The organism is Lacihabitans sp. CCS-44 (assembly GCF_024343735.1).
In the GTDB taxonomy this organism is placed as follows: domain Bacteria; phylum Bacteroidota; class Bacteroidia; order Cytophagales; family Spirosomataceae; genus Leadbetterella.
Genome location: NZ_RJUE01000060.1, coordinates 255,869 through 280,768, shown reverse-complemented (window position 1 = coordinate 280,768; position 24,900 = coordinate 255,869). Strand labels below are relative to the sequence as shown.

Annotated in this window: 20 protein-coding genes; 15 read left to right on the top strand and 5 right to left on the bottom strand. The window is 39.0% G+C overall.

The window, feature by feature from the left end; translation table 11 throughout:
* Nucleotides 1-147 precede the first annotated feature (147 nt).
* On the top strand, nucleotides 148-573 hold the full coding sequence (locus tag EGI26_RS15490) for an Hsp20/alpha crystallin family protein (RefSeq protein WP_255079802.1): 426 nt from the start codon (nucleotides 148-150) through the stop codon (nucleotides 571-573).
* Between the two features lie 180 nt (nucleotides 574-753).
* The gene (locus EGI26_RS15485; protein WP_255079801.1) at nucleotides 754-2,277 is read left to right on the top strand and encodes a trypsin-like peptidase domain-containing protein; all 1,524 of its coding nucleotides are present in this window, start codon (nucleotides 754-756) and stop codon (nucleotides 2,275-2,277) included.
* On the opposite strand, the gene EGI26_RS15480 is transcribed toward EGI26_RS15485, so the two are convergent.
* A complete protein-coding gene (locus EGI26_RS15480) occupies nucleotides 2,250-2,396 on the bottom strand; it encodes a hypothetical protein (RefSeq protein ID WP_255079800.1) in 147 nt (48 codons plus the stop codon). The two genes, EGI26_RS15485 and EGI26_RS15480, sit on opposite strands and share 28 nt — an antisense overlap.
* A 134-nt stretch (nucleotides 2,397-2,530) precedes the next feature.
* Here EGI26_RS15480 and EGI26_RS15475 point away from each other — a divergent pair, with 134 nt between their 5' ends.
* The 5 genes from EGI26_RS15475 (at nucleotide 2,531) to uvrA (ending at nucleotide 8,533) form a co-directional block, all read left to right on the top strand.
* Entirely contained in the window at nucleotides 2,531-3,880 is a 1,350-nt protein-coding gene (locus tag EGI26_RS15475) for an Nramp family divalent metal transporter (RefSeq protein WP_255079798.1), read from the top strand.
* A 6-nt stretch (nucleotides 3,881-3,886) separates the two neighbouring features.
* Entirely contained in the window at nucleotides 3,887-4,963 is a 1,077-nt protein-coding gene (locus tag EGI26_RS15470) for a DUF3810 domain-containing protein (RefSeq protein WP_255079795.1), read from the top strand.
* Between the two features lie 82 nt (nucleotides 4,964-5,045).
* Complete coding sequence (locus EGI26_RS15465; RefSeq protein ID WP_255079794.1) at nucleotides 5,046-5,213, top strand: hypothetical protein; 168 nt, start codon at nucleotides 5,046-5,048, stop codon at nucleotides 5,211-5,213.
* Nucleotides 5,200-5,571 (top strand): type II toxin-antitoxin system VapC family toxin, encoded by a 372-nt coding sequence (locus EGI26_RS15460; RefSeq protein ID WP_255079793.1) that lies wholly within the window; start codon nucleotides 5,200-5,202, stop codon nucleotides 5,569-5,571. The genes EGI26_RS15465 and EGI26_RS15460 overlap by 14 nt, the downstream gene beginning before the upstream one ends.
* Before the next feature lie 67 nt (nucleotides 5,572-5,638).
* Entirely contained in the window at nucleotides 5,639-8,533 is a 2,895-nt protein-coding gene (gene uvrA / locus EGI26_RS15455) for an excinuclease ABC subunit UvrA (protein ID WP_303626762.1), read from the top strand.
* A 5-nt stretch (nucleotides 8,534-8,538) separates the two neighbouring features.
* Here uvrA and EGI26_RS15450 read toward each other — a convergent pair whose 3' ends face one another.
* From EGI26_RS15450 to EGI26_RS15440, 3 genes are all read right to left on the bottom strand, one after another.
* A complete protein-coding gene (locus EGI26_RS15450) occupies nucleotides 8,539-9,159 on the bottom strand; it encodes a LysE family translocator (RefSeq protein ID WP_255079792.1) in 621 nt (206 codons plus the stop codon).
* A 207-nt stretch (nucleotides 9,160-9,366) separates the two neighbouring features.
* Entirely contained in the window at nucleotides 9,367-9,693 is a 327-nt protein-coding gene (locus EGI26_RS15445; RefSeq protein WP_255079790.1) for a LytTR family DNA-binding domain-containing protein, read from the bottom strand.
* A 6-nt stretch (nucleotides 9,694-9,699) separates the two neighbouring features.
* Nucleotides 9,700-10,866, bottom strand: a complete 1,167-nt coding sequence (locus EGI26_RS15440; RefSeq protein ID WP_255079789.1) for a hypothetical protein — start codon at nucleotides 10,864-10,866, stop codon at nucleotides 9,700-9,702.
* A 214-nt stretch (nucleotides 10,867-11,080) separates the two neighbouring features.
* Between EGI26_RS15440 and EGI26_RS15435 the strand changes: the two genes are divergently transcribed.
* Together EGI26_RS15435 and EGI26_RS15430 are read left to right on the top strand one after the other, a co-directional pair.
* A complete protein-coding gene (locus tag EGI26_RS15435) occupies nucleotides 11,081-13,063 on the top strand; it encodes a histidine kinase (RefSeq protein WP_255079788.1) in 1,983 nt (660 codons plus the stop codon).
* Between the two features lie 3 nt (nucleotides 13,064-13,066).
* On the top strand, nucleotides 13,067-13,810 hold the full coding sequence (locus EGI26_RS15430; protein WP_255079787.1) for a LytTR family DNA-binding domain-containing protein: 744 nt from the start codon (nucleotides 13,067-13,069) through the stop codon (nucleotides 13,808-13,810).
* Between the two features lie 19 nt (nucleotides 13,811-13,829).
* Here EGI26_RS15430 and EGI26_RS15425 read toward each other — a convergent pair whose 3' ends face one another.
* A complete protein-coding gene (locus tag EGI26_RS15425; RefSeq protein ID WP_255079786.1) occupies nucleotides 13,830-14,693 on the bottom strand; it encodes an AraC family transcriptional regulator in 864 nt (287 codons plus the stop codon).
* 219 nt (nucleotides 14,694-14,912) lie between these two features.
* On the opposite strand from EGI26_RS15425, the gene EGI26_RS15420 reads away from it, so the two are divergent.
* The 6 genes from EGI26_RS15420 to EGI26_RS15395 all read left to right on the top strand — a co-directional run bounded on the left by EGI26_RS15420 (nucleotide 14,913) and on the right by EGI26_RS15395 (nucleotide 24,881).
* On the top strand, nucleotides 14,913-16,070 hold the full coding sequence (locus EGI26_RS15420) for a Gfo/Idh/MocA family protein (protein ID WP_255079785.1): 1,158 nt from the start codon (nucleotides 14,913-14,915) through the stop codon (nucleotides 16,068-16,070).
* 17 nt (nucleotides 16,071-16,087) lie between these two features.
* Nucleotides 16,088-17,473 carry a Gfo/Idh/MocA family protein gene (locus tag EGI26_RS15415; protein WP_255079783.1) on the top strand — a complete coding sequence of 462 codons (1,386 nt, stop codon included), beginning with the start codon at nucleotides 16,088-16,090 and terminating at the stop codon, nucleotides 17,471-17,473.
* A 238-nt stretch (nucleotides 17,474-17,711) separates the two neighbouring features.
* Complete coding sequence (locus tag EGI26_RS15410) at nucleotides 17,712-20,768, top strand: TonB-dependent receptor (protein WP_255079782.1); 3,057 nt, start codon at nucleotides 17,712-17,714, stop codon at nucleotides 20,766-20,768.
* Nucleotides 20,769-20,781: 13 nt separating this feature from the next.
* Nucleotides 20,782-22,449, top strand: coding sequence for a RagB/SusD family nutrient uptake outer membrane protein (locus tag EGI26_RS15405; protein WP_255079781.1), 1,668 nt, complete (start codon nucleotides 20,782-20,784; stop codon nucleotides 22,447-22,449).
* A gap of 75 nt (nucleotides 22,450-22,524) precedes the next feature.
* Nucleotides 22,525-23,406, top strand: coding sequence for a sugar phosphate isomerase/epimerase (locus EGI26_RS15400; RefSeq protein ID WP_255079779.1), 882 nt, complete (start codon nucleotides 22,525-22,527; stop codon nucleotides 23,404-23,406).
* Between the two features lie 116 nt (nucleotides 23,407-23,522).
* Nucleotides 23,523-24,881 (top strand): DUF1080 domain-containing protein, encoded by a 1,359-nt coding sequence (locus EGI26_RS15395; protein ID WP_255079778.1) that lies wholly within the window; start codon nucleotides 23,523-23,525, stop codon nucleotides 24,879-24,881.
* Nucleotides 24,882-24,900: the final 19 nt, after the last annotated feature.

Below are 24,900 nucleotides of genomic sequence, written 5' to 3'. Positions count from 1 at the left end.
CAAAAAGCAATCAAGTCGGCCACTTTGTCATTATGAATTTTTTATAAAATGCACTTTTCGGCCATTTTGTCTTAAAGGGTCAATTGGAATAAGTTTTGTTCACTGTCAACCAAACAAAATTTGTAAAACATTAAACAAACAATAATTATGAAAACGTTAGTAAGAAACTATGACAATTTGAATTCTTTCCCGGCTTTGTTCAATGAGCTTTTTGGTGAGCAGGCTGTATCTAAATTTAACAAAAATGTTCCATCAGCTAACATCAAGGAAACGGAGGACAATTTCGGAATTGAGTTGGTAGTTCCAGGTTTCAAAAAGGAAGCTTTCAAGGTAGAGGTGCATGAGCGTAACTTGACTATTTCGGCAGGAGAAAAAACCGAGTCTGAAGAAAAGACCGAGACATTCTTAAGAAAGGAATACAGTTTCGGTTCGTTCACAAGGTCGTTCAGATTGCCAAATACTGTAGATTCTGACAACATAGAAGCTAGTTACGAAGACGGTGTTTTGCACTTAACCATTCCTAAAAAAGAGGAAGCAAAACCAAAGGAACCAAAATTGATTTCGATAAACTAAGGGTCGGGTATTATTCGAGCATCTCTCTGAAATTTAGAGAGATGCTTTTTTAGTTAATAATTGTTAAACAAATATCAGCAGAATAAATTTTATTTCAATAATTTGCGTTATTGCTTTACTTGAAAATAAATTTGTAATTCTATAAGTTTTGAATTCAACAAAAATAAAGCTATTAAAAAGATGACATTGAATAATTCTTGGAAAACAGCCCTCATCGCCGTTTCGGCAAGTGTGGCAACTATTGCTGGCTACAGAGCCATCGATGGATATCGTAATGACGTGGTAATTAATGAAGCAGGGTCAAACGGCTCGGTGATGAAATTTGCCAATTTGCCAGCAGGCCAACCGGGAGACTTTACTTTTGCTGCAGGTGCTTCGGCTCCAGCTGTAGTACATATAAAGGCAAAAAGTTCTAGAACGGTACGCCAAATGCCTTCGATTTTTGATCAATTTTTTGGAATGGACGACGACATGTTTGGTGGACCTCGTACTCAAAACCAAGAGTCGTCAGGTTCAGGTGTTATCATTTCTGAAGATGGCTACATTGTGACCAATAACCACGTTGTAGAAGGAGCAAGTGAACTTGAGGTTGTGACTTATAACAAAAAAGCCTATGATGCCACTGTCGTTGGTACCGATCCTTCAACAGATATCGCCGTAATAAAAATCGAAGAAAGAAAATTACCGGCTATTACTTTTGGAAACTCGGATGAGGTAAAAGTTGGAGAGTGGGTTTTGGCTGTAGGGAATCCATTTAACCTTGAATCGACGGTTACGGCCGGTATTATTAGTGCTATTGGTCGTAATATCAACATATTAGGCCAAGGACAAAGAAGAGGTCAGCAATCTGATCAAAAACAAGATTCTCCGATAGAGTCGTTCATTCAGACGGATGCCGCCGTAAACCCAGGTAATAGTGGAGGTGCATTGGTAAATCTAAGTGGACATTTGATAGGTATAAACACAGCCATAGCTTCACCAAACGGTGCTTATGCAGGGTATGCTTTCGCAGTTCCCTCGAGTATTGTGAAGAAAGTTTCCACGGATTTAATCAAATTTGGAAACGTTCAACGTGGCTTTATTGGCCTTGCTCCGTTAGAGTTGAACAACAAGAACGCCAAAGAACTTGATTCCGACTTGGATGAAGGTATCTATGTGGCTGAAGTACCAGAAGATGGAGCCGCCAACAGTGCTGGTATCAAAAAAGGGGATGTAATTACGAAAGTTGATGGTATAGAAACGAAATCAGAACCAAAATTCAGAGAGTTAATAGGAAGAAAAAGACCGGGTGAAAAAGTAACTTTGACCGTAAACAGAAATGGCAAAGAGAAGGATTATGTTGTAACACTTAGAAACAACAAAGGCGGGGAAGGAGTAGTGAAGAAAGACCCAGAATTGGCTTCCGCTTATGGCAAGTTAGGTATTACCCTCGAAGATTTGTCTGCCAAAGACAAAGAGAAAATCGGCTTGAGAAACGGCGTTAGAATTTCGGAAATCGAAAAAGACGGTTTCTTTGGAGAACAGACCAATATTGAGGAAGGCTTTATTATTACCAGAGTTGGTAACGCAAAAGTAAACTCTACAAAAGAAGTTAAAGAACAGATAAATGCAGCCAAGAAAAATGGAGAGGAGGGAGTATTGATATGTGGAGTTTATGAAGGCAGTACTTCTAGAAATTATTGTGTCGGAATTCCTGTAGAATAGTGGCTGAGCGGAGCCACCATTCGGCTTGGTAAAAAAGAATAAGTTCTGGTAGCTGAGTGTAGTCGAAGCTTGAGCCCGAAGATCAAATCTTCGGGCTTTTTGATGTATTTAGGTTTCATAAAATTGGGTTTTGAAGATATCTTGCTATTTTTATAAAATGTTCAACCCTAAAATGAAACACCAAGCAAAAGTTTGAGATGCTTTCGAAATAATTATTTCCTAGCGTCTTAGCGGCGTTGCGGTGAAAAATAGTATGGAAAACGATCCTTATCATTTAAGTATTGAAAAAATAAAGCCAGCACCCGAGACATTCAAAGAAAGATTAAAATTTCTAGGTCCAAGTCTCATTCTTTCTGCAGCTATCGTTGGTTCTGGTGAACTCATAGCCACCACTACGCTTGGTGCCAAGGCTGGTTTTGTGTGTTTTTGGATAATTCTGGTCAGCTGTGTTGTCAAAGTAATGATTCAGTTGGAATTTGGTAAACATACCGTAAGCACGGGAGAAACTTCCATGCAAATCATGTCGAAACTTCCAGGCCCTAAACTCCGTAATACAAGGTGGAGCGTGTGGCTTGTTTTTGTGATTATGATTTTCAAACTCCTGCAAGTCGGTGGAATAGTTGGCGGAGTGGCCATCACGCTCAATATGGTTTTTCCGATGGTTTCTGTTCCGGTTTTTGCATTTTTGGTTGCGGCTTTAGGAGCCGTTTTGGTTTATCAGGGTTATTATCAAAGCCTTGAGAAACTCTCATTGGTTATGATTGCTTTCTTTACCGTTTTTACGTTTTCTTCTTTGTATTTTCTAAAATATACCAATTATCATATCTCCTTTGGTAATATTCTTGAAGGTCTTTCTTTCAAGCTCCCCAAAGCCGCTTTGGCATTTGCGTTCGGGGCATTTGGTATCACAGGTGTGGGTGCCGACGAGATTATCCATTACAACTACTGGTGTCTGGAGAAAGGTTATGCGTCATTTGTAGGCCCAAGAGACGATTCCGCTGCTTGGAAAGCAAGAGTGAAAGGCTGGGTGAAAGTCATGCACCTGGATGCTTTTCTGGCGATGCTGATCTACACCACGGTTACAGCCGCTTTTTATCTTCTCGGGGCTGCGGTTTTACATCACCAAGCCAATTTGCCAGAAGGTTATCAGATGATAGAAGTGCTTTCGTCTATGTTTACAGAAAGCCTTGGAGCTTGGTCGAAAATCTTCTTTTTAGCGGGGTCGTTTACCATTCTTTTTTCGACGGTTTTTGCTGCTTTAGCAGCTTGGACTCGCCAGTTTGCTGATATTTTTGGTCAGATGGGCTGGATAGATTTCGGAAATATGACTGAGCGGAAAAGACTAATTGCTCGTCTGGCTTGGGTAATTCCATTTCTTTGGGCATTTTTGTTTGTCTATATCAAACTGCCCATGATTATGGTTATTTCGGGTGGAATTGTAGGCTCGTTCCTGCTAATTTTGGTCATTTGGGCGGTAATTTTCAATAAATATTTTAGAAAAAATGATGTCGAAAAATCAACTTTGACTTACAATCTGTTGCTTTGGATAAGTATCTCGGCCATCCTTTCGTTTTGTATTTTTGGTATCGTAAAATTGTTCTAAAGACACATGAAAAACCTCGGTTGGAAAATCATCAGCATTATTTTGCTGCCCATACAATTTATAGTTTTTAAAATAATCACCTCCAACGAGGAATGGGTAGAATACTATTATTCTAGAGGTTTTTTTAAGATAATTACGCATTTTCTAAGGATAATAACAGGCTGGACTAGTTTTTCTATCGGCTTGATTTTGGTTTATATTTTGAGTGCTTTTTTGGTTTATTTGATAATAAAAAGCATTTTTAGAATAAGAAAAAAGGAAGTTTCGCTAAGGCAAATCGCCACAAATTTCTTTGCCTATCTTTCGCCAGTTTATTTGTTTTTTATGCTCACTTGGGGATTGGCCTATCACAAAAAACCTTTAGAAAAACTTTTGAATTTGAACACGAAAAACATTCAAAATCAAGAGGTTATATCACTTTGTAAGGTGTTGATTGACTCAGCTAATGTCACCAGAGCAAGGATTTCAGAATCAAAACTAAAGGAACAGACTTTTGAAAAAATATTTGAGTTGGCACCAATAGGATATGCAAACTTGGAGGCTCGTTATACCTTTTTAAATTACACCACACCATCCATCAAGAAAGCAGAAGGGAGCAATCTTTTGGCCTATATGAGTACCAGCGGAGTGTATATGTTTCCGACTGGCGAGGCGAATGTCAATACCAACAACATGATTTACGACGTACCATACGTTACAACGCACGAAATGGCTCATCAACTGGGATTTGCGTCTGAGGAAGAAGCTAATTATTTGGCCTATTTATCTTGCAAAAATAATCCAGATCCCGTTTTTCAATATTCGGCCTATTATGGCACAGTCTTCAGGGCATTGAATAAAGTCTGGGAAATAGACAGTACCTATTCAAAAACGCTTTTCGATAAATTGAGTCCAGCTGTAAAGGCTGACAGAGAAAAAGAAAGACAAGTTTGGAAAAAATTCAGAAACCCTATTCAGGTTTATGTTGTCAGTCCTTTTTATGATTTGTTTTTAAAATCTAACGGCCAAGAACAAGGCTCTCGCAGTTACGATTTGGTGATAGATTTGATGGTGGCAGAGCGTAGGAAGGGTTTGAAGAAATAAATATAGAGGAGATAATTTTTGATAAAATTGTATTTTTTAATCAACAAAACTCGTTAGATTTACCTAAGAAAATAAGAATATTATGACTTTTATTTTAAAAAAAGATACACCCAAAGAAGAATTAGATAAGTTTTTGGCTTTAAAAACAGCCCCTGTAAAAAAACATAGGTTTGAAAAATATGTGGGAAAAATAAAGTTTGCTGAAGATCCTTTGGCTATTCAAAAGAAGATGAGGGATGAGTGGGAATAAGTTCTTACTTGATACCAACATCATTATTTACCTGCTCAATGGTGATGATGTACTTAGAAGCTTTTTTGAGGACAAATTGTTTTATATTTCTGTAATTAACGAGTTGGAGCTTTTGGGATTTAGTGGTTTAACAAACGCCGAATTAGAAAGGTTAGATTTTTTTCTTGAAGAATGTTCGATCATAGAATTGAATGCTGGGATTAAAAATATTGTGATTGAATTAAGACGTAAATACACCATCAAACTTCCAGATGCAATTGTTGCTTCAACAGCAATTTTTCTAAATATTCCTCTAATTTCAGCTGATAAACATTTTGAAAAGATAACAGAGTTAACCTTTGTACTTTATCAACCATAACGGATCCTCCACCTTTTTTAGCAATTCCGCCTTTATTTCAAATCCAAAAAACCATTATACCTTATTTTTGTTTAATTTTGAGGTTCTTACAATTTTCAGCAAAAACTTTAAGGTGGTAGACAAAAAACTCAACGACGTAGAGCTTACAGGACACGAACAAATAGAGGTTTTCGGTGCTCGAGAACACAACCTCAAAAACATTGATGTAGTAATTCCTCGTAATAAATTGGTGGTTATCACTGGCATCAGCGGCAGTGGAAAGTCATCATTAGCGTTTGATACGATTTACGCCGAGGGCCAACGTCGCTACATGGAGAGTTTTTCAGCCTATGCCCGTAGTTTTATCGGTGATATGGAACGTCCCGATGTAGACAAGATCAACGGACTTTCGCCAGTTATCAGTATTGAGCAAAAAACTACCTCAAAAAACCCTCGTTCTACGGTCGGTACGACTACCGAAATTTACGATTTCCTCCGTCTTTTGTTTGCCAGAGTAGGTATCGCTTACAGCTATGTCACAGGCAAACCAATGGTGAAACAAACTCAGGATCAGATCATTGAACAGATATTTGACCAATATACTGGAAAAAAAGTGAGTATTTTAGCTCCATTGGTTAAAGGTAGAAAAGGCCACTACCGCGAGCTTTTTGTACAAATATCAAAAATGGGCTATCAGAAAGTAAGGGTAGACAATGAGGTGCTAGACGTTTCACCTAAAATGCAGCTCGATAGATACAAAATTCATGATATAGAGATAGTGGTGGATCGTGTAATTCCCAAAACAGAGGATAGATTCCGAATCAGTCAGTCGGTGGGTACTGCTTTAAAACTCGGGAAAGGGTCTGTACTTTTGTTAGACGAAAAAGGCAATGTGCAGTATCTTTCACAAAACCTCACTGACCCCGAAGCTGGTATAAGTTATGAGGACCCTTCTCCTAATTCATTCTCATTCAATTCGCCTTACGGAGCGTGTCCGACCTGCAACGGTATGGGTGCAGTGGAGGAAATCACCGAAGAGTCAATCATTCCAGACCGAACACTGTCCATTACTCGTGGAGGAATAGCTCCTTTGGGAGAATATCGTGACTTGTGGATTTTCAAGCAGATAGAAATAATTCTTAAAAGTTACAAGTCTTCCATCAGTGTTCCGATAGAGAAAATACCCGAGGAGGCACTTAAGACCATACTTTACGGAAGTGAAGAGCCAGTTGCGGTTCCTTCTAAAAAATATCCTGGAACAGACTGGAACACCAATTTTGAGGGAATCATGAATTTTCTCAAAAAACAGCAGGATTCTGACTCGGACAAGATTCAAGATTGGATAAAAGACTTTATGCTCATCAAAAAATGTCCAGATTGTAACGGACAAAGACTGAGAAAGGAGTCGTTACACTTCTTGATTGATGATAAAAACATCGCCCAGCTTTCCGACATGGATATTGCTGATTTGGCAGAATGGTTTGGCTCTTTGGAAAATAGGTTGAATGATCGTCAGAATGTAATTGCAACAGAAATCCTGAAAGAAATCAAAAAACGAATCGGTTTTCTTTTTGGAATTGGACTCGACTATCTGACCTTAAACCGACCGCTCAAAACGCTTTCGGGTGGCGAGGCACAACGTATCAGATTGGCCACACAAATAGGTACGCAGTTGGTAGGTGTACTTTACATCATGGATGAGCCGAGTATAGGTTTGCACCAGCGAGATAACGTAAAGCTAATCACGGCTCTCAAAGACCTTCGTGATCTTGGTAACACCGTTTTGGTAGTAGAACACGACAAAGACATGATGTTGGAGTCGGATTATATTTTGGACATTGGTCCAGGGGCTGGTCGGCATGGAGGCAAGGTAGTGAGCTATGGTACACCAAAAGAATTCATAGAAAAAGGTGGCATTACGGCGGATTATCTCAGCGATAGGGTTCAAATAGAGGTTCCGAAGAAACGACGTGAGGGCAATGGAAATTTTTTGGTTGTTAAGGGTGCTGTTGGGCATAATTTGAAAAATGTAAACCTTAAATTGCCTCTCGGAAAAATTACCAGTGTGACTGGCGTTAGCGGTAGTGGAAAGTCCTCGTTAATTCATGAGACACTTTTTCCTATACTTAATCACTATTTTTTCAGGGCAAAAAAAGAGCCACTTGAATACAAAAAGGTGGAAGGGCTGGAGCATATCGACAAGGTGATAGAAGTGGATCAGTCGCCGATAGGCCGTACACCACGGAGCAATCCTGCTACTTATACAGGCATGTTTTCTGATATTCGTACGCTTTATGCCGAGCTCCCTGAATCTAAAATCCGAGGTTATAAGCCCGGTCGTTTTTCGTTTAACGTTAAAGGCGGCCGTTGTGAAACCTGTGAGGGAGCTGGCATGAAAAAAATAGAAATGGATTTCTTGCCCGATGTACATGTGGAGTGCGAAACCTGCAAAGGGAAGCGTTTCAACAGAGAGACCTTAGAAGTAAGATTTAAAGGAAAATCTATCTCAGATGTATTGGATATGACAGTGGAGGAGGCGATTCCGTTTTTCGAAGTGCAACCTAGAATCAATCGTAAAGTGCAGATTTTGAACGATGTAGGTCTGGGATATATTACTTTAGGCCAGCATGCTACCACGCTCTCTGGTGGCGAGGCCCAAAGGGTAAAACTCTCTGAAGAACTTTCGAAAAAAGACACTGGAAAAACATTGTATATTCTTGACGAACCAACTACTGGTTTGCATTTTCAAGACATCAAAAAACTCTTGGACGTTATTCAGAAATTGGCAGATAAAGGCAACACTATATTGATCATTGAACATAATCTAGACGTTATAAAAATCTCTGACCATGTAATAGACATAGGCCCCGAAGGGGGAAACAAAGGAGGCAATATAGTGGCCGAAGGCACTCCAGAACAGGTTGCTAAGGTTAAGGGCAGCCACACTGGATACTTTTTGAAAAAGGAGTTGGGAATGAAGTAAGGGTGTCAAAAAGCAAAAGCCATCACCAACAGATAACAAGCCCCCAAAATCAAGAAAGAGCCGACCACTTGGTTCACTTTTTTTATCACAATTTCGGTGAAATAATGTGAAAAGAATTCTGCAAGACGAATTTTGATGAGATCGCTGCTGTAGGTGGTGGCAACTATGCTCAGAAAAACTGCCAAGGTTTGGTTTCTATTGAAGTTTGTTTTGCTAATTAAAATACCTACCGTAGCAAACCAAAAAACAAATACACTCGGATTTAATCCATTAAATACAAAGCCTTTAAGTATATTTTGTAGTTTTTCTTTAGGGTTTAGTTTTACTGGTTTTTCGGATTTTACCGCCGGTTTTTTCTGGATTGTATAAACGCCATATGCAAGTATAAAGAAACCGGCATAGCCTTTCGCATTTTCAATAAAAGACATGTTTTGCATTAAAAAATTGACACTCAAGAATGCAACACTGAGAAATACCAAATCGTTTATAGCCACACCTGTAGCAAGATAACTCGCAGAGGATTTCCCCTCGGAGATACTGGTATTTACAAGAAAAAGAAAATAGGGCCCAACAGAAACAGCTAAGCCTAAACCGATAGAGACTCCAGTAAGAATTGCGTTTAACATTCGTGTATTTTTGTTTTAGAGAAAATATTCGCTCTTAAATTTTTCTCTCAAGTTGGCTCAAAAGTAACAAATCTTAGACATTAATAGGAATTACTATTTTGTAAACTTTAATTGAAGATCTCGTTTCGAGGGCTAAAAAAATAACCAAGGCAAAATTTTTACCTTGGTATTTATTGAAATTTCCATTACGAAATCTTCCCTGTTAATTCACTTATTGAGCCGTCCTAGTGATTCCTTAAAATCGTCCCTTCTTCTTCTGGATATATTCAAACTGAGTTGGTTTTTAAGTTTTAAGCTCTGATATTGAGCGTCGGTATTGGTTATATATTTCATATTTACCACGATGGACCGGTTTATTCGAAAGAATCCAAATTGCTCGAACTCCTTATAAAATTCCTTTAACGTTTTGGCCAGCACATACTTTTTACCACACTTTAGGTGTATCTCAGTGTAATTGATATTTGCTCTAAGAAACACCACATCCTTAGAAAATACACTCTGTTTTCTGTCTATTTTAAGAACCTGTGTAATCATCGCTAATCAATTGTTTACCTGATAATTGTATCTTACTTCTGCACCCAAAAATTTCAAATCAGCATCAAAAGGCATGGCAAAAACCAATCTGTAAAAGTTTATGGTGTTGTCTATTACTATCGTTGAATTTACACCTTGTGTTCGTATACCGAAAGGGTCATTTACATTGGGTATTGTCCCTGAAAATATATTGGAATATGCCTGTGGAACCACAGTATGATCAAATTTTTGGATGGCCCATGATGTCATTCCTAAAGTGGCATCTCCATCTATATAATAAAACAATATTTGTGTTACAGTAGCACCATTTGGGAGCGTCAAGGGTGCATGAACTGAGCCAGATCCCGAGGAGCCAGTGAATACAATTCCTTGGTTATCATGGGTTATTGAATTGGTAGATATATGGGCTACGAATGCGGCAGCGGGGATTTTTATAACCTCAGTACGGGTAATATTTGACCAGGAAGCCGTTCCTAAATTGTCTCCCGATCTTAAAAACCTTCCGGCGGCAGCATTTTGTCCTTCAAATCTTAGCGTACCCGCAGTTCTCAAAGCTAAACCACCTGCTACCGTATTTTCAAATACCCCGGCCCGGGCATTTATATTATTAGCCAAACCATACACCGCATCACCGCTGCTGGCGGTGTGGCCATAGACCCCTTTTCCGATGTTGGTTGTGCCATAGACGCCCGCACCGCCGCCGTCTTGCTTGCCATAAACCCCATAACCATTGGCATTCAATGAGTTGTTTATACCAGCTACACCCGCAGTATTTCCAGATGGAGCGGTTTCAAAGGCACTTCCTAAAACCCCGTTTGCTCCATTTAGGGCTGACATAGTCATTCCCTGAATACCAGCAGAGTTTAGACCTCCCGCTGTATTAAAGACAGATAGACCTGCAGCCGAGAAAGCCCCACTTCCGCTGTAAGGCAAGGTCAATGATCCACCTCCTCCCGTCGAAGTTTCAACGGCTACCCAACCGCTGCCGCTACAAACATGTGCTTTGTTGTTGGAGGTTAGAAATACTACTTTACCGTAATCTGCCACTGCACATCCAGGCAGATTGGTAACCTTAGGTAAATCCAAACTTTGGGGATTTATGCTGACCGACTGTGCAAAAGAACCAAAGTTTACCAGAATGAGCCCTGCTCCAATAATTCTTAATATTTTCATATGTATTTTGTTGAATTTTTACTTTTAAACGGAAGCAAAATTGATTCGAAAAAAAAATTAAAAATTCTTCAATTATCAAGAAGCATTGTTGGCTGTACCAATTGTAAGATTTTCTTATCCAGTGGTAAATGCCCGAATTTTTCAAAATTTGCTAGTTTGGAATTGTAAAAAAAAGGGGGCTACTTTAGGGTAAATTTTGTTATTTTAATTTCGAATGAAAGGCTTTTTAATCTTTGTTTTTGTCCTTACAACCAGTGTGACTTTGGCTCAAAGCCAGTCCATGTTGTTGGACAAGTGCGAGAATTTTTACTTAGCCGGGCAACAAGATTCTGTAAGAAAATACGCCAAAGTAGCTCTGGATTTGGGGCAAAGAAGTAGCGAAAATCAAGGGCTTTTCCAGTTTTTTCTGGCAAATTCCAACATGCGTTCTTATCCTGATAGTTCGTTTAAAGTTCTAAATACAGTTTACAAAGATTTTCAAAAACGAAGCGACACCAAATTCCTATCCTTTATTCATACTTCATTTGGAGGATATTACCGCAAAACCGGAAACTTTAAAGAAGCCATTGCCAATTATCAAAAAGCCATAACTTTTGCTGAAAAACATTATGGCACTTCGGATCCAAAGAAGCTCAATCAAATAGTGGCCGCACAGCTTAACAGTATTGCCATTGTAAACTTTGAAATGTCTGATTATGAGTTATCTACGCAAAATGCTCTGAAAGCCTTGAAAATGGCCAATCAGTACAATTTGCCTCAGATAGAGTTGGCTTCCAGCATAATTTTGGGCAATATTCAAATGCATTTTAAGCAACTGGATCAGGCAGAAAAAAGCTTTTTTTCGGCAAAAAATTTATCATCAAAAATCAACGATCAATATCGATTGGGAGTGGCTTTAGCCAATTTGGGAATTATAAACCTGTTGCGGGTTGAGAATTCTATACAAAACAGAAAGGCCTATTCAGCCTCCAAAAAGTATTTTCTTGAAGCACTAAATATGGCCAAAACACAGAAAGATTATACGGCTATTACGGCGAGGTATTCTAATTTGGCCAACGTAGAAAATGCCGTTAAAAACTTCAAGGGGGCTAACGTTTACCTGCAGGAAGCCTTGAAAAATGCGGAGCTTTCCAATTCGAAACTCTTGAAAATGCAGGTTACGACATCTTTGGCCAGAAATCATTTGGAATTGAATGAGACCTCAAAGGCCATTGAATTGGCCAATTTAGCTCTGGAAATGTCGAAGAAACTAAGCAACGAAAAGGACTTGCCCAATCTGTACAATATTTTACAAGAAGCATACACCAAAGAGAAAGATTTTGCGAAAGCCCTGGAATACCAAAAAGCTCAAATGGCTGCTAAAGACAGTCTTTATACCACCAATACCACTACCAAAATCTCAGAATTACAAACCAAATACGAGACTGAGAAAAAACAAAAAGAAATAGAAGTACTCACCCTTCAAAATCAAACCAAAGAAGCTCAACTCAAACAAAAAAACTATCTTATTTTGGCTGCTGCCTTGGGTATTTTTTCGCTTTTGGGAGGTTTTTATTTTTGGAATAAACAACGAAAACTTAAAAACGTAAAAGAGGCTGCAGAAATGAAACAGCGACTTTTAAGGGCACAGCTTAACCCACATTTTTTGTTTAATTCTTTAAATTCTATTCAAAGACTTTATGTAGAAGGTAAAACCCACATTGCCAATGATTTCATAGCCGATTTTGCCCAACTGATGCGGGATATTTTGGAAAAAACGGGCAGGACACAGATTCCAGTTTATGAAGAAATGGATTTCATTGAAGCCTACCTTTCACTTGAAAAAAGACGGCTGGGCGATAAGTTTGATTATGAAATATGGCTGAGTGAGGAAGTCAGAAATGGTGACTATAACATTCCATCTTTCATAGTACAGCCATTGGTAGAAAATGCACTTCTGCACGGTATTTTACCTAAAAATGAGAGAGGCAAAATTGAGGTAAAAGTTGAAACATTATCAAACGCTAGTCTTGAAATAAGTGTAAAAGACAGCGGAGTCGGGTACTATTCAGGCAAGAAAAATACAAACCACAAATCTAAGGCTATGGAATTGATAAAGAATCGTTTAGGGAAAAGTGGTGTCCTTCAAATTAAAGAGTTAAAAGGCCAAAATGGGCAAGTTGAAGGCACAGAAGTAAAGCTAATTTTAGAACATTAGGCCATGTTAAAAATCATTATTATCGACGACGAAGAGGATGCACGGTTTCTTTTGAAGCGGGCCATAGAAGACCATTTCGGAGAAATTACGAAGGTGGTGGGTGAGGCAGACAATTGCAAAAAAGGCCTCGATTTGATACAAAATACGGTATTTGACCTACTGTTTCTCGACATCAAAATGCCCGATGGAACCGGATTTGATTTGCTCAATAAACTGGATTCAAAAGACTTTTCGGTGGTTTTTGTGACAGCATTTGATCATTTTGCCATCAAAGCCTTTGAGTTTTCGGCGGTGGGATATTTGGTAAAGCCATTTAAGTCTTCGGATTTGAGAAAGACCATAGACCGAATACTTGAGTCAAAAACCGAAACCAATGCCCAGCAAACGCCTTTCAAGATTCTCCTGGAAAACTACGAGCAGACCCAAATCCGGAAAATAGTACTACCCAACAACGATGGCTTTGTGGTGGTGAAACTTGAGGAAATTATTTATGTCAACAGTGTCAGAAATTACTCAGAATTCCATCTGATTTCAGGTCAAAAAGTACTAACCTCGAAACCGCTCATTACTTACGAAAACCTACTGACCGACCAAGGATTTTTCAGGATTCATCATTCCTATTTAATAAACCTGAGTCATTTGAAGGCCTTTGTGAGGTCAGAGGGTGGAGCAGTAAAAATGCACAACGGCGATCTTTTGCCCGTCTCTCGACAGAAAAAGGGCGAATTGATGGATAGGTTTTTGTGAAAAATGTTTTGCGGAAGGATCAATCTAGATAATTCATCCTGTAAGCCAAAGGAGTGATTTTCTTTATGGCCTTAAACTGTCGATTGAAGTTGGAAAGATTATAAAATCCACTGTCAAAAGCAATCTGCGAAATACTCAGTTTGTCGTTTTGGAGCAATTTACAGGCGTATTCTATTCTGATGTCGGTAAGGAAATTCGAAAATGTTTTTCTGGTTCTTTTTTTAAAATATCTACTAAAAGCCGACTCACTCATGTTGGCCAGCTGAGCCACATCATCAAGACGAATTTGGTTTTTAAAGTTCTCACTGACATGCTCCAATACTTTCTTTATACGGTCTGAATCCACCTCATTTCTAATTTGTATTGGGTCAGTGGACAAAAACTCTAAATCTTTGCTTTTGGCCATATCATCTAGTACCTCCAAAAATTTTAAAAGGCGTGCCATGCCTTCAAGGTTAAACATCTCCACAAATTTTGGGTGAATATTTGCAGAGGTTTCCTTACTAAACTGCAGCCCTCTCTTCGCTCTTTCGAGCAGGTTTTTTATGTTATAGCTCTCGGGCGTTTCCCAAAACTGATTACCAATAAAATCCGTATTGAAATGCACCACCATAGACCTTGCTCTCAAGTTCGGGTTGTTTTTCATATATGCTTCATCACTCTTATAATAATGTGGCAAGAAACTACCAATCATACAGAGGTCTCCTGGCTCAAAGTCAGTAATACTACTGCCAACATACTTTTTGCCTGTACTTTCCAACATCAGAACTATCTCTATTTCAGGATGATAGTGCCAAGGTGTAGGAAAATTCTGCCCGTCCATTTTTAACAAATTGAACGACGTATCTGCCGGATTTGAAATTTTCAGAAGCTGAGGTTTCATGAGAATTGGTATTTTTTTTCCAAATTTATTATAAAACTGTCATATAATTATCATGCACTCACCTGTTTTTAAGACTATTTTTACATAAAGTACTAATTTACTGTCAAAATATCACCACAATAAGCATCTGTTTAGTAGTTTTTGAGAAATGTTAGCCCTATTTTTGTTAAAATTCTTATATAAAATAATAATATTATAAGAGAAAATCAACCTTATATTATGAAAAAACAACAGGATAGGAGAAGTTTTTTGCGAGATACTTCATTAAAATTGTCGGGTCTCGGTATGCTACCTTTCATGGGAAACTTAGATTCGGAACCCAAATTTTATAAAGAGAAGGCTCCTGCCTTTTTTAAAAGCCTGGCTCCAAAAATAAAATTTGGAGTAATTGGTACCAATCATGGACACATATATTCGATGGCCAACGCCATTATAAGAGGTGGAGGCGAATTGGTGGGTTTTTATGCCAAAGAAAATGACTTGGCAGCTGACTTTGCCAAACGATTTCCAAACGCTCCCCGAGTAAATGATGAAAACATGCTTTTGGAAAATAAAGAGATTCATCTGATACTTAGTTCAGCTATTCCAAACGAAAGAGCAGCAATTGGTATCAAAGCCATGAGAGCAGGAAAAGATTACATGGTAGACAAGCCAGGTCTTACAGACCTTAAGCAACTCAAAGAAGTCAAGAAGGTACAGAAAGAAACCGGTCGGATATTCTCTATAGTATACAGTGAGAGATTCGAGAACCGTGCTACTGAAAAAGCCAGCGAGCTGGTGAAGGCAGGGGCAATAGGCAAGGTTTTACAGACCATCGGTATGGGCCCGCACAGAATGAATCCTAAAACTAGACCCGCATGGTTTTTTGAAAAGAAATATTTTGGAGGAATAATCACAGACATTGCATCTCATCAGTTTGATCAATTCTTGCATTTTACAGGTTCTACATCGGCCCAAGTTGTGGCCTCTCAGATTGGAAATTTCAACAATAAACAATATCCGACTTTCGAAGACTTTGGCGATGTGATGCTCAAGGGCAATCAGGGCATGGGTTATATACGAGTAGACTGGTTTACTCCAGATGGTCTCAAAACTTGGGGAGACGGTAGATTGACGATTCTTGGAACAGAAGGCTTTATAGAAATCAGAAAAAACATAGATATAGCCAGAAAGGACATGGGCAACCACCTTTATATGGCCAATAGCAAAGAGACAGCCTACTTCGATTGCAGTGAGTTTCCGCTTTCTTACGGAGAAAAACTGGTAAATGACGTGGTGAATCGTACGGAGACGGCCATGACCCAAGACCATTGTTTCTTAGCCATGGAACTTGCCCTTAAAGCCCAAAGTAAAGCTCAAAAAATCGAAATCGTTTAAATCATCAATATTCAATCATGGAAAGAAGAGAATTTTTAAATAAAACGCTAAAAACTGCCGCACTCGGAATAGCAATGCCTACCATAGTGCCAGCGTCGGTTTTTGGCAAAAATGCTCCAAGTAATAAAGTAAACATTGGACAAATAGGCTGTGGTAGAATAGCTCGTGACCACGATTTGGCCGGCACATTGAAACACGAGTCTGCCAGAATCATGGCGGCATGTGATGTGGATAGAAATAGATTAGAAGATGGCAAAAGACTAATTGATGGTTTTTATGCAAAAAAGATGGGTAACGATAAATACATGGATACCAAAATGTATGACGATTACCGCGAAATGCTTCTCAATAAAGACATTGACGCCGTTATGATAAGTACGCCTGATCATTGGCACTCGCAACCAGCTATGGAGGCCGCTTTGGCAGGGAAGCATATTTATTTACAGAAACCAACATCACTGACTATTTCAGAAGGCAGGCAGTTGGCTCATATTGTAAACAAAACAGGCGTTGTTTTTCAAGTAGGGACTCAGCAGCGTTCTTCTCCACAATTCAGAATAGCTGCCGAGTTGGTTCGAAATGGTAGAATAGGAAAATTACATACTGTAAAAATTGGACTGCCAGGCGATCCTGCAGGCCCCGCCGCTCCTGAAATGCCCGTACCAAAAGGTTTCAATTACGATATGTGGTTAGGTTCTACACCAAATATGCCTTACACAGAAATTGGCGTTCATCCACAAAAAGGCTACGACAGACCGGGCTGGCTCAGAATGGAACAGTTTGGAGCAGGTATGATTACGGGTTGGGGTCAACACCATTTTGACTCAGCAGCATGGGGAATGGATACTGAACTTACAGGTCCAATATCTGTTGAATCCGTAGCGGAGTTTCCAAAAGCGGGCCTTTGGAATGTACACGGCGACTTTATGGTAAAAGCTGAGTATGCCAACGGAATAACGATGTATACCAGTGGAGGCTACACAAACGGTATAAGATATGAAGGCACTGAAGGATGGATTTTTGTTTCGAGAGGAAACTATGTGGCCTCAGCAAGTGATCCAGTTTCCGCAGCCAAAAGTGCAAAAGCCTTAGATGCAAGCGATCCGAAAATATTGTCATCTGTTATAAAAGACAACGAAATTAAACTGCAAGTAAGTGAAGAGCATCACCTCAACTGGCTGGAAGGTATCCTCAAAAAGACACCGGTTCTTTCACCCGTAGAAATTGCCCACCGAGCATGTTCGGTTTGTTTGGTAAGTCATGTGGCCATGAAAGTAACAGGAAAATTACTTTGGGATCCTAAAGCAGAAAGATTTACAAACAACGAGAACGCAAACAAAATGCTCAGCCGATCTCAAAGAACTCCATATGGAACCGATAAAATATTCGCAAAATCCAAGTGATTTTTTAAAATATTTTATTATGACACTTTATCGACACTTTTTTGGCTATTGTCGTCAAAATCGTATCATAAATTGCTTTTTTTTTGGAGGATAACTAAGGAGTAGGTAGCTAATTTTGTATAAATTCTAAGAAAAGTATTCATTTTCCAAGAAAAGTATATTTTTCTTAGTTTTTTAGAAGTATAAATTAACTTAGAACTATTAAGATTTTTTTAATTTTTTAACCATTTTTTTAACTATGAAGAAAAGTTTACTTTTTCTTGTTGGGGTGCTTTTATGCCTCCAAACCCAGTTTGCAGCGGCTCAGTCAAGAGCGGTTACAGGCAAGGTAACTGATGCTGGTGGCAGCGGCCTTCCAGGTGTGAGTGTGACTGTGAAGAGCTCAACAAACGGAGCTGTAACAGATGGAAACGGAGTGTACAGTGTAAATGTTCCAAGTGACAAAAACGCTTTGGTATTTTCTTACATTGGATATGTTTCGCAAGAGGTTGTTATTGGTTCTAAAAGCCAAATCAATATCTCTTTAGTAGAAGATGCAACAGCTCTTTCAGAGGTAGTGGTAGTAGGATATGGTACCCAGAAAAAAAGCCAAATGACAGGTGCTATTTCACAAGTGACAGCAAAGCAAATCACTGAAATGCCGCTTACTTCACTTGGGCAAGCCCTTCAAGGTCGTGCTGCGGGTGTAGACGTTTCTCAGTCTGGATCTAAGCCTGGTTCGGCTCCGAGAATCCTTATTCGTGGTCGTAGATCATTCAATGCTGGAAACGACCCATTATATGTAGTGGATGGTATTCCATTATCTGCTGGATATGAAGACATCAACCCGAATGACATCCAATCAATGGAAGTTCTAAAGGATGCCACAGCTACTGCCATTTATGGTGCTAGGGGAGCAAATGGTGTAATTTTGGTTACTACTAAAAGAGGTGCCAACAAAGGAAAAACTACTGTAACATTTGACACCTATGCTGGTGCTTCAAATGCCTATAGTAAACTGGATCTTTTTTCGGGAGCAGAATTTGCAGAATATGTAAGAGAGGCTTACAGAGCGACTAACCTTTATAAAGACGCTGCCGGAAATGCAGTTCCAACAGGCAAATCGGATCCTGCTGCTGATGCTAAAATTGCAGTTTTGGGCGGAGATCCTAAAGTTGCTGCAGGTTTAGCGGCAGGTAATAATACCCAATATCAGGACCTAATTCTTAGGACGGGTATGATGCAAAACCATACAGTTGGTATTCAAGGTGGCAACGATAGAACATCTTTTTATATCTCAGCTGGATTTTTTCAAGACAAAGGAATCACAAAAGGTTTAGATTTTACGCGTAATTCGCTTCGTGCCAATATTGATCACCAAGTAAATAAAAGATTGAAAGTAGGTATGTCAACTTATATGATGTACTCTGTCAGAAATGGTGAAAACCTAAATCCTTATGGTAACACTTTAAATGCCAATCCACTTGGGTCGGCCTACAATGCAGATGGTTCATTGGTATTCGAGCCAACAAATGATGCTCTTTTGTCTAACCCTCTTTCAGAGATAGTCGACGGAGTTAATATTGACAATACTAAAAAGTATAGAATATTCAACTCAATCTACGCTGAGGTTAAGATATTGGATGGTTTGACTTACAAATTAAACCTTGGCCCAGACTTTACTCAACAGCGTTGGGGTAGGTTCATTGGTTCTGAGACCAACGCTCGTCGTCGTGGAGATGCCCAGGCATTCAATGAGAATCGCTTTGGTTTCAACATGACTATGGAGAATATCTTGAATTACAGCAAAACCTTTGGCAAACATACTTTGAACGTTACGGGTGTTCAATCTATACAAAAAGACAATTTTGAAAGATACAGAACAGATGTACAAGGGATACCAGCTCAGGCACAATCGTTCCATAGTTTAAATTCTGCAACATCTGTTTTGGGAGTTCAGTCAAGTCTGACAGAATGGACCATTAACTCATTCATGGGTCGTGTTAACTACTCATTTAATGACAAATACTTGTTAACAGCTACAATGCGTCGCGATGGTTCGAGTCGTTTTGGAGAAAATACAAAATATGGTAACTTCCCTGGGGTAGCTGTAGGCTGGAACATTACTAATGAAGACTTCATGAAGAATGTAACTTTCATTGATATGTTAAAACTTCGTGCGGGTTGGGGAAAAGTGGGTAACCAAGGAGTTAACCCTTATCAAACACAAGGTTTATTGGCACGTACAACTTATGCTTTCGGTGCGACGGGTGCATTTGGATTTAGACCAGGAACAATTAGTAATCCGGATTTGAGATGGGAGTCTTCTTCTAATGCCAACATTGGTTTGGATTTCTCAGTTTATCGTGGACGTGTACAAGGGTCATTGGAATTCTATGAAACCAATACCAAGAGCTTACTACTTAATGATTTCTTACCTGGTGATATCGGATTTAATTTCTTCAGCAACAACGTAGGTCATACAAGAAACAAGGGTATTGAGTTAGGTGTGACTACTGTTAATGTAAATTCGAAAAATGGATTCAAATGGACTACGGATTTCCAATTTACTAAAAACAAGGAGGAAATTGTATCACTATATAATGGTAAAGTGGATGACTTAGGTAATAGATGGTTTATTGGATACCCATTGAATACATATTTTGACTGGAAAAAAGAAGGCATTTGGCAAACAAGTGAGGCTGATTTAGCCAAATCTTTTGGTTCTGAGGTGGGTCAAATAAAAGTACAAGATACCAACGGTGACGGAAAAATTACTGCTGACGACCGTACACTTATTGGTAACGACGTGCCAAAGTGGGCAGGTGGTCTTACAAACAGATTCGAATTCAAAGGATTTGACTTGAGTTTCTTCCTATTCGGTCGTTTTGGAACCACTATATTGTCTGGCTTTCATAGAAACCAATTGCAGTTAGCAGGTCGTTACCAACAAATCAAAGTTGACTATTGGACTCCTGAGAACCCAACTAATGAGTTTCCTCGTCCGAAAAGCAACCAAGAGTTCCCTGTTTATAACTCAACATTGTTCTACTACGACGGTAGCTTCATAAAGCTGAGAAATGTCAACTTTGGATATACATTCAGCAAAGGAATTGCCAAGAAGATTGGTGCGGAGTCGATACGTTTGTATTCTTCTATTCAGCAACCTAAAATTTGGTCAACTTATCTTTCTAAATACAATGGTGTAGATCCTGAAGCGGCTATCACTACTTCTGCGACAGGTACAACCGAGGTTACTAGTGGGGTTACGCCATCAACAACGGTAACTACATTTGGTTTAAATATTAAATTCTAAAGCATTGATTATCATGAATATAAATAAAATAAAAGGATTTGCATTAGGTGGCTTGTTGCTCATGAGTACCTCTTGCCAAGATTTACTTAAAGAAGAGGTTATCTCTAACATCGGTAATGACTATATGAGTACTGCTAAAGGATTTGAGGATGCTACAAAGGCAGCTTATTCTTCTTTGAGAACATTCTACGGTACACAATTAGGTCTTACATTGACCGAATATGGCACTGACATTTACGCTACGGGAGCAGACGGTGGTTATAAAGGATTTCATTTTTATGACAATCAAATCCAACCAACGGTTGATTACATGAACATCCTTTGGGACGAAATGTATAGAGGTATAAACACTTGTAATGCTGTTATTGATCGTGCAGCAGCAGTTACAGGTGTTTCTGACGCTACAAAAAAACTGAGAGTTGCTGAAGTTAAGTTTTTGAGAGCTCATTATTATTATATATTGTTACAACAATATGGACCTTTAAATTTAAGGTTAACCGAAACTTTAGCTCCTACAAAAGAGACAAAGAGAAATTCTGAGGCCGAGGTTTATGCTCAAATAATAAAAGATTGTAATGACGCTATTGCCGATCTTGAGAATAAAGCACACTCAGCCGATTATGGTAGAGCTACTAAAGCCTCTGCTGAAGCTCTATTGGCTAAGGTTTATTTGGCTAAGGCTTATGGCCCAAACAAAGCTGCGGATGATTTTCAGAAAGCGTCTGATTTGTGTACCAACCTTATCACCAAATATACTTTTAAGTTGTTAGATGATTTTGCGGCGGTTCATAACGAAGATAATCAGCAAAATGCAGAGGTAGTTTTTGCGGTACAATATACTACAGACATGATTGCAAACGCGACCAATGTGGGTGGCGAAGGCGGTGGTGGTAACAACCTACACCTATACTTTGGTATGCAATATGACACGCAAGCAGGTATGATTCGTGACGTATTCTACGGTCGTCCATTCAAAAGATTGAGACCTACTTCGTATTTATTAAACAATGTTTTTGCTGATAGAACAAACGACTCACGTTACAAGAAATCATTTAGAGATACTTGGAAATCAAATAGCCCTGGTACGTTTAATACTTCTTTTGACAACTCGAAGGCAAAGGTAACTTTTGCAGCAGGGGATACTACGATTTTTATCCCAGGATACGAAATGAGTAAAGAAGAAAGAGCTACAAAGAAATATCAAGTGTTGGTTCCTAGTGTATACAATGAGGCACTTTTCCCAACCTTGCAGAAATTCTTTGATACCAAACGTTCGGATAGAACTGAGCCAAGAGGTTCAAGAGATTACTTTGTTTGGAGATTGGCAGATATATATTTGATGAGAGCAGAGGCCATGTTCCAAATGGGTAAAAAAGCAGAAGCACTAGCAGATGTAAATATGGTGAGAGAAAGAGCAGCTTGGCCGGGTAAGAAAGAAGCTATGAAAATTACTGCGGATCAACTTACATTTGATTTTATAGTAGACGAGCGTGCTCGTGAATTAGCTGGTGAGCAGACACGCTGGTTGGACCTTAAGCGTTGGGGCATATTAGTAGACAGAGTTAAGAAGAACAATCCGCAAGCCTCGGCTATTGCGGAGAAGCACTATCTCCGTCCGATACCGCAAACACAAATTGACCGTGCAGCCCCAGGTTCATTTGCACAAAACCCAGGATATTAATATTCCTTATTTTATTCTTAAGAAAACCCCGGAGAGATTCGGGGTTTTCTTTTCTAAAATTCAACCAAAAAAATCATGAACAGACGTACATTTATTCAGTCAGCAGCAAGCTTGGTTTTGGCATCACAATTTGATGCGTTTGCAGCCAAATACAACCAAAAAATGGCATATTCGGCCATTACATGGAGTGGAAACGATTTAGTTGCTATCAAGGACATTGCAGCCTTAGGCTTTAAGGGTATTCAGTTAAGAGCTAATACGTATCCTATTTTTAAGGATAAACCCGAAGATTTAAAGATTACGATTGAGTCAGCAAAACTTAGCTTAGCCATGTTTTCTAGTGGCAACGTGGGCATAACTGACGATATCTCAAAAGACACGGAAACTCACCTAAATCATGCAAAATTTATAAAGGCTCTTGGTGGCCATTCTCTACAAATTACAAATACCTCAAGACCAAAAGATAGACAACCAACCAAGGAAGAACTTACCAAATACGCCAAAAACATGTCGGCCGTGGCTAAAGTTGTGCTAGAAGAAACAGGAATTCAGCCAGCCTACCATAATCACATGCACCAATTAGGCGAAACTCCTGAGGAAATTGAGATTATCGTTAACGAAATGGATACTAGATATATAAAACTACTGTTAGATGTGGCACATTATCACCAAGGCGGCGGCTTGCCAGCAGAGGCCGTTCTGAAATATAAAGATATCATTTATGCCACGCACATAAAAGACACTCGTCCTGATACTGAGAACAAGTCAGGATATAGATTTGTAGAATTAGGTCAAGGAAAAGTGGACTTTCCAGGAATCTTCAAAAATCTTAACAAAATAGGTTTTAAGGGCTGGAATATTATAGAATTGGATTCGGTTCCGGTGAAGGGCAGGACTGCTCTGGAATGCGGACAAATAAGCAAAACCTATTTGGAAGGAATAAAGGTGAAATTTTAACACCTCTCTGACACAAACTGTTAAAAAAGCATCAAAATTTCATTTTTTTTCGCTTTTTCTATATCATTCAGGAATAATAATATTAGGTAATTTTGGGTAATATTCATCTAAAAAATATGAAAAAACTAATATTATTATTCTTCCTTTTTTCTACAACAGTTTTCGCTCAAAAATGGACCTCGCTTTTTGATGGTAAAACCCTGAAAGGCTGGAACCAGAAAGGCGGAAAAGCAATTTATACGGTTGAAAATGGCCAGATTGTAGGCCAAACCGTAAGCGATACTCCAAACTCATTTCTTTGTACAGATAAAGATTACGGTGACTTTATTCTTGAACTTGACCTCAAACTCGACGATGAAATGAACGGTGGCGTTCAGTTTCGTAGTTTGTCAAAGCCAGAATATCAAAACGGACGCGTGCATGGCTATCAAATGGAGGTTGACCCATCTGCAAGAGCTTGGTCTGGTGCTATTTATGATGAAGGTCGTCGTGATTGGCTTTATATTCCCAACAACAACCCAGAGGGTAAGAAAGCTTTCGTGCCTACAGGTTGGAATAAATACAGAATCGAAGCCATCGGAAACACCTTAAGGACTTTCATAAATGGAGTACCTACTGCCCATGTTATAGATGACATGACAGCTCAAGGCTTCATTGCCTTACAAGTACATTCTATATATGCCAAAATGAAACCCGGCATGAAAATCCGCTGGAAGAACATCAGGATTCAGATCGAAAATCTCAAACCTAGCCCTACGGACGCTTGTCCAGTTGTAAACCTACTGCTCAATAATATTTCAGAGCAAGAAAAAGCCCAAGGCTACAAAATGCTTTTCAATGGGCAGAATTTTGATGGTTGGAGAAAAGTACACGGCACTGATCAACCCAATAGTCGCTGGAAAGTTGAAAATGGAATACTTTCTGTAGGTAGTTCGGATGGTTCTGAAACAGGAAATGATATTGTTTCGACTGAACAATACGGTGCGTTTGAATTAGTTTTTGAATTTAAACTTACAGAAGGAGCAAATTCTGGAGTGAAATATTTTGTAGACGAAAAATACGACTCGGGTGGTAAATCTGGTGTAGGTCTGGAATTTCAGGTTTTAGATGACGAAAAACATCCAGATGCAAAAATGGGGGCTGCTGGAAATAGAACTCTTGCTAGTCTATACGACCTTATACCTTCTTATAAAATAGATAAAGATCTTAAAATGGATGGACGATTTATCAAAAAAATCGGTTCTTGGAATCAGGGCAGGGTTGTGGTTCTTCCAAACAATACCGTTCAACATTGGCTAAATGGGTTCAAAGTACTTGAATATGAGCGAAAAAGTAATATATATAATGCACTTGTAGCGAGAAGCAAGTATGCTAAATATGAAGGTTTTGGTGCAGCCGATAAAGGACATATTTTGCTCCAAGATCATGGAGACAATGTTTCCTATAAGAATATCAAAATCAGAGAAATCAAGTAATGCGATTTTCAAATGGCTC

Bases quoted from the DNA above. Each gene is read 5' to 3' on its own strand.
- EGI26_RS15450 (WP_255079792.1), bottom strand. From the start codon at position 9,159: ATGTTAAACGCAATTCTTACTGGAGTCTCTATCGGTTTAGGCTTAGCT.
- EGI26_RS15410 (WP_255079782.1), top strand. From the start codon at position 17,712: ATGAAGAAAAGTTTACTTTTTCTTGTTGGGGTGCTTTTATGCCTCCAA.
- EGI26_RS15425 (WP_255079786.1), bottom strand. From the start codon at position 14,693: ATGAAACCTCAGCTTCTGAAAATTTCAAATCCGGCAGATACGTCGTTC.
- EGI26_RS15460 (WP_255079793.1), top strand. From the start codon at position 5,200: ATGAGTGGGAATAAGTTCTTACTTGATACCAACATCATTATTTACCTG.
- EGI26_RS15395 (WP_255079778.1), top strand. From the start codon at position 23,523: ATGAAAAAACTAATATTATTATTCTTCCTTTTTTCTACAACAGTTTTC.
- EGI26_RS15435 (WP_255079788.1), top strand. From the start codon at position 11,081: ATGAAAGGCTTTTTAATCTTTGTTTTTGTCCTTACAACCAGTGTGACT.
- EGI26_RS15430 (WP_255079787.1), top strand. From the start codon at position 13,067: ATGTTAAAAATCATTATTATCGACGACGAAGAGGATGCACGGTTTCTT.
- EGI26_RS15485 (WP_255079801.1), top strand. From the start codon at position 754: ATGACATTGAATAATTCTTGGAAAACAGCCCTCATCGCCGTTTCGGCA.
- EGI26_RS15490 (WP_255079802.1), top strand. From the start codon at position 148: ATGAAAACGTTAGTAAGAAACTATGACAATTTGAATTCTTTCCCGGCT.
- EGI26_RS15445 (WP_255079790.1), bottom strand. From the start codon at position 9,693: ATGATTACACAGGTTCTTAAAATAGACAGAAAACAGAGTGTATTTTCT.
- EGI26_RS15470 (WP_255079795.1), top strand. From the start codon at position 3,887: ATGAAAAACCTCGGTTGGAAAATCATCAGCATTATTTTGCTGCCCATA.
- EGI26_RS15465 (WP_255079794.1), top strand. From the start codon at position 5,046: ATGACTTTTATTTTAAAAAAAGATACACCCAAAGAAGAATTAGATAAG.
- EGI26_RS15480 (WP_255079800.1), bottom strand. From the start codon at position 2,396: ATGAAACCTAAATACATCAAAAAGCCCGAAGATTTGATCTTCGGGCTC.
- EGI26_RS15420 (WP_255079785.1), top strand. From the start codon at position 14,913: ATGAAAAAACAACAGGATAGGAGAAGTTTTTTGCGAGATACTTCATTA.
- EGI26_RS15440 (WP_255079789.1), bottom strand. From the start codon at position 10,866: ATGAAAATATTAAGAATTATTGGAGCAGGGCTCATTCTGGTAAACTTT.
- EGI26_RS15475 (WP_255079798.1), top strand. From the start codon at position 2,531: ATGGAAAACGATCCTTATCATTTAAGTATTGAAAAAATAAAGCCAGCA.
- EGI26_RS15415 (WP_255079783.1), top strand. From the start codon at position 16,088: ATGGAAAGAAGAGAATTTTTAAATAAAACGCTAAAAACTGCCGCACTC.
- EGI26_RS15405 (WP_255079781.1), top strand. From the start codon at position 20,782: ATGAATATAAATAAAATAAAAGGATTTGCATTAGGTGGCTTGTTGCTC.
- EGI26_RS15400 (WP_255079779.1), top strand. From the start codon at position 22,525: ATGAACAGACGTACATTTATTCAGTCAGCAGCAAGCTTGGTTTTGGCA.